Origin of the sequence: Caballeronia sp. LP006 (assembly GCF_031450995.1) — a bacterium.
Lineage (GTDB): Bacteria > Pseudomonadota > Gammaproteobacteria > Burkholderiales > Burkholderiaceae > Caballeronia.
Window position 1 is genome coordinate 565,463 of the sequence record NZ_JARTVW010000004.1, and the last position, 11,288, is coordinate 576,750.

Annotated in this window: 11 protein-coding genes; 3 read left to right on the forward strand and 8 right to left on the reverse strand. The window is 62.7% G+C overall.

Features of this window, described 5'->3' with window-relative positions; all coding sequences use genetic code 11:
- Positions 1–33: 33 nt before the first annotated feature.
- The 7 genes from P9250_RS12715 to norR all read right to left on the reverse strand — a co-directional run bounded on the left by P9250_RS12715 (position 34) and on the right by norR (position 7,175).
- Entirely contained in the window at positions 34–843 is an 810-nt protein-coding gene (locus tag P9250_RS12715; RefSeq protein ID WP_250467147.1) for a c-type cytochrome, read from the reverse strand.
- Positions 840–2,465, reverse strand: coding sequence for a b(o/a)3-type cytochrome-c oxidase subunit 1 (locus tag P9250_RS12720; RefSeq protein WP_244829598.1), 1,626 nt, complete (start codon positions 2,463–2,465; stop codon positions 840–842). Before P9250_RS12720 ends, P9250_RS12715 begins: the two co-directional genes overlap by 4 nt.
- Positions 2,455–3,021: a cupredoxin domain-containing protein gene (locus P9250_RS12725; protein ID WP_244829597.1), complete on the reverse strand. Its 567-nt coding sequence runs from the start codon at positions 3,019–3,021 to the stop codon at positions 2,455–2,457. Before P9250_RS12725 ends, P9250_RS12720 begins: the two co-directional genes overlap by 11 nt.
- 26 nt (positions 3,022–3,047) lie before the next feature.
- Complete coding sequence (locus P9250_RS12730; RefSeq protein WP_250493447.1) at positions 3,048–3,206, reverse strand: hypothetical protein; 159 nt, start codon at positions 3,204–3,206, stop codon at positions 3,048–3,050.
- Between the two features lie 13 nt (positions 3,207–3,219).
- Positions 3,220–4,488 carry a cytochrome c gene (locus P9250_RS12735; RefSeq protein ID WP_310393353.1) on the reverse strand — a complete coding sequence of 423 codons (1,269 nt, stop codon included), beginning with the start codon at positions 4,486–4,488 and terminating at the stop codon, positions 3,220–3,222.
- 13 nt (positions 4,489–4,501) lie between these two features.
- The gene (locus P9250_RS12740; protein ID WP_244829697.1) at positions 4,502–5,161 is read right to left on the reverse strand and encodes a c-type cytochrome; all 660 of its coding nucleotides are present in this window, start codon (positions 5,159–5,161) and stop codon (positions 4,502–4,504) included.
- Positions 5,162–5,588: 427 nt separating this feature from the next.
- Complete coding sequence (gene norR / locus P9250_RS12745; protein ID WP_244829594.1) at positions 5,589–7,175, reverse strand: nitric oxide reductase transcriptional regulator NorR; 1,587 nt, start codon at positions 7,173–7,175, stop codon at positions 5,589–5,591.
- 111 nt (positions 7,176–7,286) lie between these two features.
- On the opposite strand from norR, the gene hmpA reads away from it, so the two are divergent.
- The 3 genes from hmpA (at position 7,287) to P9250_RS12760 (ending at position 9,499) form a co-directional block, all read left to right on the forward strand.
- Entirely contained in the window at positions 7,287–8,474 is a 1,188-nt protein-coding gene (gene hmpA, locus P9250_RS12750; RefSeq protein ID WP_310393355.1) for an NO-inducible flavohemoprotein, read from the forward strand.
- Between the two features lie 169 nt (positions 8,475–8,643).
- Positions 8,644–9,081 (forward strand): carboxymuconolactone decarboxylase family protein, encoded by a 438-nt coding sequence (locus tag P9250_RS12755; RefSeq protein WP_244829592.1) that lies wholly within the window; start codon positions 8,644–8,646, stop codon positions 9,079–9,081.
- Positions 9,082–9,091: 10 nt separating this feature from the next.
- The gene (locus P9250_RS12760) at positions 9,092–9,499 is read left to right on the forward strand and encodes a cupin domain-containing protein (RefSeq protein ID WP_310393357.1); all 408 of its coding nucleotides are present in this window, start codon (positions 9,092–9,094) and stop codon (positions 9,497–9,499) included.
- Between the two features lie 401 nt (positions 9,500–9,900).
- Here P9250_RS12760 and oxlT read toward each other — a convergent pair whose 3' ends face one another.
- The gene (oxlT, locus tag P9250_RS12765; RefSeq protein ID WP_310393359.1) at positions 9,901–11,214 is read right to left on the reverse strand and encodes an oxalate/formate MFS antiporter; all 1,314 of its coding nucleotides are present in this window, start codon (positions 11,212–11,214) and stop codon (positions 9,901–9,903) included.
- Between the last annotated feature and the right edge of the window lie 74 nt (positions 11,215–11,288).

The following is an 11,288-nucleotide window of genomic DNA, read 5'->3' on the forward strand; positions in this document are numbered from 1 at the left end:
TTCCGAACGGCGATAGCGTGCAGTTGCAGCCGCTCAATGCCCGTCCAGCTCCCGCGCATAATAAGCCGCCGCGGCTTCGATCTCGTCCGGCGTCATGTTGCGCGCCACGTTGCGCATGACTTCGTTGATATCGTTGGTGCGCGTACCATTGGCAAAAGCGGTCAACTGCGCCTTCGTATAAGCGGCCGGCAAGCCGTCGAGCCACGGGCTGCCCGCCTTGCTGTCGATACCGCCGTGACACGTCGCGCAGGGCGCGATGTTGCGCATCGGCGCACCGTGGGAAACGATCGAAGGCGCGAGCGACGCGCTCACCTTGCGCTGCGCGGGCGGCCTCGGCAAGCTCGCGTAGTAAGCGGCAAGATCGCGCATGTCTTGATCGGAGAGATTCACGGCCATCGGCGACATCACCGCGTTATTGCGCGCGCCCTTCTGAAAATCGATCAACTGTTTGTAGATCACCGACGCATACTGGCCCGCGAGATTCGGCGAATTGGCCTCGCTCATGCCGCGCTCGCCGTGACACATCGTGCAGCGCAGAGCCAGCGTCGCGCCGCGTCCAACCGCGCTCGCGTTGACGTTCACGAGCAACTGCGGCGTGACTTCGACACCCGTGAGCGTGACGGTCGGCTCGACGGTCTTTCCGCCCTCGCCCGCGTACCAGCTGCGCGGCACACCCGCCGCGCTGCAGATGGCGTTCCAGACGCCCGTGAACGGCTCGTCGCGATGCACCGAAGGCAGCCACACGAAGCCGATCAGCGCCGACACCACCGCGATGCCGATCATCCCCAGCACGCTCGTCGCGAACCAGCGGTTCCTGAAGGTGAAGAGGCGTTCGTCGCTCATCGCTGCGCTCCGATGGGAACCGCGGGCACGGCGGTATCCGGCCGCGAGAGAAGCTGCGCGATGGGATAACCGTAGTTGACGAGCGTGAGGCCGATCATCAGCACGAGCCACAGCGCGAAGCTGTTCAACGCCACCGGTATGCTGCGCGGCTCATGCAACGCGCGGCTGAAGCGGAACTCCTCGACCGTCACGCGCGGCGCGCGATGCGCCTGTATGAGCACAATGAAGAACAGCACCGCCGAGACCACGAGAATGAACCCGCCGATCACCGAGACGATCACGGACACGGCCTGCGCCGCGATAGCAGGGTCCGTATAGTCGTAGAAGGCCATGCGTCGGGGCATGCCGAGCACGCCGACGTAATGCCACGGGAACGTCAGCACGATCATGCCGACGAACCACAGCCACAACTGCCAGCGCATCAGCTTCAGGTTTTGCAGCGCGCGGCCGGTGAGATGCGGCCACAGATCGTAGGCGATCGCGAAGTACATGATGACGATGGCGCCCGCGAAGATCAGATGAAAATGCCCCGTCACCCATTGCGTGTTGTGCACGGTAGAGTCGAGCTGATAACTCATGTTGATGAGCCCGCCCGCGCCGCCGAAGCCGAGCATCACGAAGGAGAAGGCGACGGCGAGCATCATGGGATTGGACCAGGGCAGCGCCTTGATCCACCCGAGCGCGCCCTTGCCGCCGCGCAACCGCGCCGCGATCTCCACCGACGCGCAGATGGTGAACACGGTCAAGAGCGTCGGCACCGCGACCAGCGCCGTGAACACCGAATGCATGAACTTGAAGCCCGAGCCGACTTGCGGATCGGCGAACAGATGGTGAATGCCGATGGGCATCGACACCACGAGAAACAGAATGAAGGAGATGCGCGCCATCGCATCGCTGTAAAGACGCCCGCCGATGGCGCGCGGAATGATCGTGTAATACGCGATATATGCCGGCATCAGCCAGAAATAGACGATAGCGTGCAGCGTCCACGAGAAGAACACGCGCGCAAGTCCCGCGTCGATGGTGTGCTTGAGGCCGAGCGCCACCGGCAGAATCATGAACAGCACTTCGATGGCCGCGCCCACCGCCGTCCAGCCCCACAAATAAGCGCCCGCGACGGTCGCGAACATGGCGAGCGGCACCGGCTTGCCGCGATTGTCGCGCTTCCACGCCGCGAGGTTCACCGACATCAGCGCGACCCAGATCCACGAGCCCACGACCACCAGCACCACGCCGATGTAATAGAACGCGTTGCCGATCATCGGCGGATAGAAGGTGTAGAGCACCGACGCAAGACCCATGGCGACAGGCGCCATCGCGGTGACGGAGCCTATGGCGACGAGCCAGAAGCCGAGCCACGCCCAACGCTTTCCGACGAGCGGGCGCTTCAGCGCCAGTTCGCTTACCGCATAGCCGAAGCCCATGGCGATCAGGGTCGGAAACACGTAGCCCATGGCCGAGCCGTGCGCCGTCACCGAGCGGTAGTACAGCTCCGGATTCTGTAGCCACGGATGCAGCGGACTGCGCACCAGCATCTGCCACGCGCCGAGCAAAAGCGCGACACCGAAGGCGATGAACGCCAGCCAGAAATGCGCGAGGACGAGGCGCTTGCTATTTAACACAGGACACTCTCCGCGAATTGGCCGGCAATTGCGCGGCCATCTGCATGAACTCGGCGCGATCCACCACTTTCACATGCGCCCACATGTTCTGATGCCCGGTGCCGCAGTATTCGTGGCATGGCATCAGGTGCTCGCCGGGTTGGTTGAAGGTCGTCTTGAAGGTCGAGACGTAACCGGGTTCGAGCATCGAATTGATGTTGGTGTTCTCGATCAGAAAGCCGTGCACCACGTCCGAACTCGTCGCGCGGAACGTAACCGGCACGCCTGCGGGCACCACGAGACATTGCGGCGTGAACGAATACTGCTGCGCGACGATCCGCACCGTCACCGAGCCATCCGCCTCGGGCGCGCTGCCGAGATTGCTTTCGATGAATTCGCCCGATACATGCAGCGATTCGGGGCGCACGGTCTCGACGCGCGAAGGCGGCATCATTGCCCAGTGGATGCCGGTGTAGACCACCATCGCGACGAGCACGACGACGATCGCCATGACAAGCATTGCCCAGCGTTTTTCGACGCGCTCGGCGACTTCATGCGAACCGGGGGAAATGGCCATTTATCTGCCGCCTCGACGAATCACGATCACTGAATCACCCCGCGCGGCAAGAACACGGCGAAGTAAAAGACGAACCACAGTCCGATGACGATCGCGGTGGAGATACCCGCGAGCGCGAGCGCGCCGGCGGGGCCGCTCTTGACTATTTCATCGAGCCGCGCGTCTTCGTTCGGGTCTTCGTTCATGTGTCGTCGATCCTCAATAAAGCGGCGCGGAGCGCAGCTCGTTGACTTCCTTCACCGTCACCGGCGCGCCGCGATTGCCCCACGCGGTGCGGATATACGTGACGACCGCCGCGACCTCCACGTCGGACAGCGACTGCGCGAACGGCGGCATGCCGTATGGACGCGGATTCTTGAACGTGCCGGGTGGATAGCCGCCGTTCAGCACCATGCGGATAGGGTTCACGGCCGAATTCATGACGATGGACTGATTGTTCGCGAGCGGCGGAAAATCGGGCGGCTTGCCCTGGCCTTGGGCCGCGTGACATTCGGCGCATTGGGCGTCATAAATCTTCTTGCCGAGCGGCGAGAGATTCGTGCGCTGTTCGACCACGGCCTGGGTCGGCGGCTCGGACTTGTCGCCGGAGCGCGCGGGCAACGCCTTGAGATAGACGGCCATCGCGCGCACGTCGTCTTCGGAAAGATATTGCAGGCTGTCGTAGACCACTTCGGCCATCGGTCCATACACCGCGCCGCGATGCGAGACGCCCGCGTGCAGCAAGCCCACGATTTCGTCGATACTCCAGTCGCCCAATCCCGCTTCCTTGTTCGACGTAAGCGAGGGCGCGTACCAGTTCTGAATCGGGATCAGGCCGCCTTCGAATGCCTTCGACGCGACATTGCCGCCGAGCGCGTTGATCGCGGTATGGCACATCGAGCAATGCCCGAGTCCTTCGACGAGATACGCGCCGCGATTCCATTCCACCGATTGCTTCGCGTCCGGCTGGTATTCAGCCTCCCTAAAAAAGAGCGAGCGCCAGCCGATCAGCAGTTCGCGCCGGTTGAACGGAAAGCGCAGTTCATGCGGCCGGTTCGGCTGATGCACGGGCGGCGTGGACATGAGAAACGCATAAATGGCGTCGGAGTCGGCGCGCGTGACCTTGGTGTAGGACGTGAACGGCATGGCCGGATAGAGCAGCGAGCCGTCCTTCGAGCGGCCGGTGTGCATCATTCGGTAGAACTCGTCGGCGGTCCAGTTGCCGAGTCCGGTTTCCTTGTCCGACGAAATGTTCGGCGTGAAGAGCGTGCCGAACGGCGTATCCATGGGACGGCCGCCGCCGAAGGTCTTGCCAGCGGGCAACGTATGGCACGCGATGCAATCGCCCGCGCGCGCGAGGTATTCGCCGCGCTGGACCGTGGCGGCATCGGCACTCTTCGTCTGTGCAGACGCGTTGCCCGCCGATACGGCGCAGGCCGCAAAGAACACCGCCAAGGCAAGCGTCCCAAGTTGTCGGAATCGAAGCACGTCGGTTCCTCGGTTAGTTATGGACGCTGCCGCAAGCGAGCGGCATCTTGAGGCTTCCGGCCGCGACCGGCGACACATCGGGCGGCGCGGGCAACGACGCGAGGAACGCGGCGATGGCGGTGATATCGCGCTCGCTCAACTGCTGCGCGACGTGGCGCATGCAGTCGGGCGCGATGGTCGTGCGCGTGCCGTAGCGCCATGCCCCGAGTTGCGCGCTGATGTAGTCGGCGTGCAAGCCGAGCAAGCCGGGAATGGCGGGCTCCATGCCGGTCATCGCGCCGCCGTGGCAACTCACGCATGCGGGCACGTTGCGCGCGGAATCGCCCTTCGTGACGAGCGCCTTGCCGTAATCGAGCGTCTTCGTATCGGCCGTGACGGCGCTCGGCGGCGGGAATGGCGGACGCTCGCCCGCGAAGTAATCGGCGATCTGCCTGAGATACGCATCCGGTAGATACGCGAGCAGATAGTTCATCGGCGGATACTTGCGGCGCCCGTCCCGAAACGCGAGTAACTGGTTGTACAGATAGCCCGCGGGCTTGCCCGAAAGACGCGGGAAGTAGTCGTTGCCGGTGCCTTCGCCCTGCGCGCCGTGACAGGCGGCGCAGCCCATGACGCGGGCCTGCATGGTGTCCGGGGCGCGCTCGAGCGCCGGCTCCGCCGCGAATGCGCCCATGCTCGCGAATGCCAATAGCGTGGACAACAGGAGTGCGGTGCGCTTAGTCACGTATCCCACGTTTCCCACGTATCCCCCGTTTAGAGTTGCCGTGTTCGATCAGCCGGACGTGCACGTCAATGCGGTCGCCGGCGCTTGTTGTTCAGTGCAATGCAATGCTCGTACTGCTGATGATTGTCGGGTGGTTGTATCGGTGGATCGTCGTTTTTGCACTTCTGATCTTAGAAGAGCCCAACCGTTTTTCCCAGCCTGCAGATTGTCTCAATCCGCGCGTTTGCTGCGTGCGGATCGAGTGATCGTTGTTTGCGCCAGATCAATGAACCGCATTATTTTGAGATGCGTAACCACGCCATGCCGTCTTGCCTAGCCTCACCAATAAACGCTTTGCGCGTCCGCGTGAAGATTTTCGAGAAAAATATTTGCGCGCTTACTTGAGCCCGAGGCGGCGCGCGAGACGATTGAGATTTGCCCGGTCGACGCCAAGCTCACGCGCCGTCGATGCCCAGTTCTGCCCGTTACGCGCGAGCGCATCGAGGACGATCGTGCGTTCGTAGGCGGTGACGGCTTCGCGGAAATCGACGCCGGCGGCAGGCGTCGGCGGCGCGCCCGGTGACGCGGTGCGCGTGGTGTCGGCGAGACCGAAGTCGGCGGCGGTAAGCGTCAGGATGCGCGGACGTTCGCGCACGCCCGCGAGCGCCTTCAATGCGCTGCGCGCGATCAGATGCTCCAGTTCGCGGACATTTCCCGGCCAGTCGTAAGCGAGCAGCGCGGCTTGCGCATCGGCGGAAAGGCGCAGGCTCAGAAGGCCGAGGCGCGCGCGGTTCTCCTCCAGAAAGAAGCCCGCGAGCAACAGGACGTCGCGTCCGCGCTCACGCAACGGCGGCACGACGAGCGGATAAACCGACAACCGATGATAAAAATCCGCGCGAAACCGTCCCGCCCGGACTTCCTCGACGAGATCGCGATTGGTCGCGGCGATGAGCCGCACATCGACCTTATGCTCGCTGTCCGATCCAATGCGCTGCAACTGCCCGTTCTGCAGCACGCGCAAGAGCTTGGCCTGCACGGCGAGCGGCAGTTCGCCGACTTCATCGAGAAAAAGCGTGCCGCCGTCGGCCAGTTCGAATTTGCCGCGCCGGTCCGACGACGCGCCCGAGAACGCACCGCGCACGTGCCCGAAGAGTTCGCTTTCGACGAGCGTATCCGGCAGCGCCGCGCAATTGAGGCTCACGAGCGGCTTGTCGGCCCGCGACGAGAGCGCATGAATCTCGCTCGCGACGAGTTCCTTGCCGACGCCCGTTTCACCGGTAATGAGCACGGTCAGCTCGCTCGTAGCGACGATCGCGATGTCTTCCAGCAAGCGCTTGTGCGGCTCGCTATTGCCGATCATCTCGCGGCGACGCGTCCCGTTCGCCTGCCGATACGACTCCGCGCGCTGCCGTTCGGCTTCGCCCGTGCGCGCGAGCGTATCGATGCGTTCGGCCACACTCACGGTCGCCGCCGCGAGACTGAGAAACGCCTGAAGCGAAGCCATGTCGATGTCGTCGAAGCGCGCGGGATCGAGTGCGTCGAGTGTGAGCAAACCCCAAGGCCGTTCGTCGATGAAAAGCGTGCAGCCGAGGCAATCGTGTACTTCGAGATGACCGTCCACGCCCTTGACCAGGCCGTCGTAAGGATCGGGCAGATCGGAGTTGGCGGCGAAGCGCGTCGGTTCGCTGCGCGCGAGGATGCGGGCAAAACGCGGATGATCGCCGACGCGAAAGCGCCTGCCGAGCGTATCGCCAGACAATCCGTCGATCGCGAGCGGCACGAGCATGTCGCCATCGAGTCGCAGGAGCGCGGCGGCGTCGCCCGGAAAAAGCGCGCGCAGCGTACGCAAAAGGCGACGATATCGCTCGGTGTCCGGCATTTCGTGCGAGAGGTCTTCGATCAGCGGAACGAGCGCATCGAGCAATACACGCGAAGTCATTGCGACTACTTCAGCAGTCTTTCTGACTAGAGTCGAATCGACCATATACGAAGGTAAGCAATTGATTTAACGATAATTCTACTCTGGCACGGAACCTGTATTGCAAATTGCGAGACGAAGCGCTCCCTGCTTCGCCCTGGAACGAGGACTCCGACCATGCTGTCACCCGAACACCGCGCCATCGTCAAAGCCACCGTGCCGCTTCTGGAAAGCGGCGGCGAGGCGCTCACCACGCACTTCTACAAAATGCTCATCGACGAGAATCCCGAAGTGCGTCCGATGTTCAACCAGGCGCATCAGGCGAGCGGCGCGCAGCAGCGTGCCCTTGCCAACGGCGTCTTGATGTACGCGCGGCACATCGACCAACTGGAACAGCTCGGCCGACTCGTCGGGCAGATCATCAATAAGCACGTCGCGCTCGATATCCGCCCGGAACATTATCCGATCGTGGGACGCTGCCTGCTCAGGTCGATCCGTGAAGTGCTCGGCGAGGAAATCGCCACCGATGCCGTGATCGAGGCATGGTCCGCCGCGTATCGGCAACTCGCGGATCTTTTGATCGGCTTGGAAGAAGGCATGTACAGCGAACGCGAGAAGGCGCCGGGGGGCTGGCGCGGCACGCGGCGATTCGTGGTCACGCGCAAGGTCGCGGAGAGCGAGGAGATCGTGTCGTTCTATCTCGTGCCCGAAGATAGCTGCGCCCTGCTCGACTTTCATCCGGGCCAATACATCGGGCTGCGCGTAAATATCGATGGCGAAGAAATGCGCCGCAACTACTCGCTGTCCGCCGCGCCGAATGGTCGCGAGTACCGCATCAGCGTGAAGCGCGAAGCGAACGGCCGCGTGTCCGGCTTTCTGCATGCGAACGTACATGAGAACGATGTCATCGAGCTTTATCCGCCCGCTGGCGACTTCAGGCTCGAACATAACGAGAAGCCGCTCGTGCTGATCAGCGGTGGCGTCGGGATCACGCCGACGCTTGCCATGCTGCATGCCGCGCTCGCCGCCAATCCGAATCGACCGGTGCACTTCATTCATTCGGCGCGCCACGGCGGCGTGCACGCGTTTCGCGAGGTGGTGGATCAACTGGCGGCGCAGTATCCGCAACTGAAGCGTTTCTACTGCTATGAACAGAAGCGCGATGGCGACCAGGAAGCGCACGGCACTGGTTTCGTCGATGAAACCCTGCTCGCGCGATGGCTCCCTGTGACTCGCAACGTCGATGCCTATTTTCTCGGGCCGAAGCCCTTCATGAAGGCGGTGAAAAAGCATCTGAAGACGCTCGGCGTGCCGGATGCGCAGAGCCGCTACGAGTTTTTCGGACCGGCTTCCGCGCTGGAATGAGCGCTGTCATCGAGCCCGCGACTGATCGTCTCGGGCTTTTTTTCACCGGTTATTGGTCACCTGAAATTACCAAAAATCGGCCATTTCATAAAACCAATCCGGCGACTAATCTACCTCTGTCGCGTCACTCAGGACGCTCTTTCAAACCCCAAGCGAAGAGGAAATCATCATGGAATCACGTCTCGACTTCTACAAAGCCAGCCCCGCCGCGATCAAGGCGCTCGTTGGTGTCGAAGAGCGCATCGCCAAATGCGGACTCGAGAAATCGCTGACCGAGCTGGTCCGCCTGCGCGCATCGCAGATCAACGGCTGCGCGTTTTGCGTCGACATGCACACCACCGACGCGCGCAAGGGCGGCGAAACGGATCGCCGGCTGGCGACGGTCGTCGTCTGGCGCGAAACGCCGTTCTTCACCGACCGCGAACGTGCCGCGCTGGAATGGACCGAGGCGCTCACGCTCGTGTCCGAGGAGCACGTACCCGATGCCGTCTGGACCGCCGTGAAGCCGCATTTCAGCGACGAGGAAATCGTCGACCTGACGCTGCTCATCGCCGCGATCAATAGCTGGAACCGCTTTTCGATCGCGTTCCGCAAGATTCCCGCGTGAGGTAAAAACCATGAACCTTCGCAAGATCATGATGTTGACGGCGGCGCTGGCGTTGAGCGCGTCCAGGGTGTTCGCGCACGATGCAGCCGCGGAAGTCATCACGCCCGTGATGAAGCAGGCAATTCCCGAGATCGCGGGCAAGAACGTGCTGATGGCGACTGTCTCGTATAAGCCGGGGCAGGCATCCGAGGCGCATATGCACCCTGGCTCGATCTTCGCGTATGTGCTGGAAGGTCATGTCACGTCGCAACTCGAAGGGTCGTCCCCGAAGACCTACGGGCCGGGCGAATCGTGGTACGAGCCGCCCGGCGCGCATCACCTCGTATCGAAGAATGCGAGCGCGACCAAGCCGGCGAAGCTGCTGGTCTTTGCGGTGGCAGGCGACGGCGATCCGGTCAAGCTGCCGATTCCGCATTGAGCGATGTCCTGGCGGTTAAGCGTGATTCATTCGGCATTCACGCTTTGTGACAAACGTGCCTAGCCATTGAGCGACAATCGCGGCGCCACGTTTATTCCGTTTCGACATCATGAAGCAGGTTCGTACTTTTCTTGCCGCCGCCGCGGTTTTCGCAGTCTTATCCGCGCTTGGCGGATGCGGCATTCTGGGATGCGCCGGCTTCGCCACCAATGGCATTGGCTTCGGCATGTGCAACATGGGCATGCGGTTCTAGCGTCGGCGCGGATGCGCCGACTTGGCGCTTCATTCGCTTCTTTCGAGAGGCGCCCGAAGCCGTCGCCGCCATGCTGATGCACCATGCGATAAAGCACCAACGAGACGAGACGGGCGACGCCTAACGCCACCCGCCCGCGCCTTGCGCTCTACTCCTTCACCGGCGAATACCCCATCTCCAACCCCGCCGCGCGCGCATGCTTCTGCGAATGGGCATTGCGCATCGGCTTGAGTACGAAGAGCGCGAGCAGCGCGGATATTGCCGCCATGCCCGCCGCCAGCATGAAGACCGCGTGCCAGCTTCCCGTCATCGATGTGATCACGCTCGAGAACGGCACCAGCAACGCAGCCGTTCCCTTCGCCGTGTACAGCAACCCGGCATTGGTGGCCGCGAACTTCGGGCCGAAGGTATCGCCGCACGTCGCGGGAAAGAGGCTGTAGATTTCCCCCCACGCGAAGAACACGATACCCGTCAGCACCACGAACGCCACCGGACTCTGCCCGTATCGCGATAACGCGACGATGCCCACCGCTTCGATCGCAAAGGCGATGAACATGGTGTTCTCGCGTCCGATACGGTCCGATACCCAACCGAAGAACGGTCGAGTCAAGCCATTGAGCACGCGGTCGATGGTCAGCGCAAAAGTCAGCGCCGGCAACGTCAGGCCAAGCAGCGACACGGGCGAATCGTGCAACCCGAAGTCCTTCGCGATTGGCCCGAGTTGCGCGGTCGCCATCAATCCGCCGGCGGCCATCATCACGAACATGATGTACATCACCCAGAAGATCGGCGAACTCAACACCTGCTTCGGGCTCGCGTTGTAGACGGCGCGCTTCAACTTGCTCTTGACCGCGGCGAGCATCTGCGCGGGCGGCGCGTAAAGCGCCATGCCGAGCAGGAACACCACGAGTCCCTGACCGAGTCCGAACCATAGGAACGTGGCTTCGTATCCGCTCGACTTGATCATGTGCGCAATCGGCACGACAGTCGCGGCCGATCCCATGCCGAAGCCCGCCGCCGTGATGCCCGCCGCGAGGCCGCGTCGCTCGGGGAACCACTTGAGCGCGTTACCGACGCACGTCCCATACACCGCGCCCGCGCCGATGCCGCCCACCGCCGCCGCGAAGTACAAGAGCGGCAGTGACGACGCCACCGAGTTGATAACCCAGGCAATCGCGCACAGCAAGCCGCCGCACACGACGACAGGACGCGGACCGTATTTGTCGACGAGATACCCCTCCACGGGCACGAGCCACGTCTCGGTAACCACGAAGATAGTGAACGCGACCTGAATCGATGCACGGCCCCAGTGATACTTCTCGTCGATCGGATTGACGAAGAGCGTCCACCCGTACTGCATGTTGGCGATCATCGCCATGCAAATCACGCCGAACACCAACTGCACCCACGGCGACGCCAGGCGCAACGTCTCCGTCTCGCGATCCATCCGGTCGGTTCCCATGCATGTCTCCTTGCCTTGTGTAATCGGACGCCGAGCGGCGCCTCCTGCGATGACGCTTCGACCGCCATCGCATA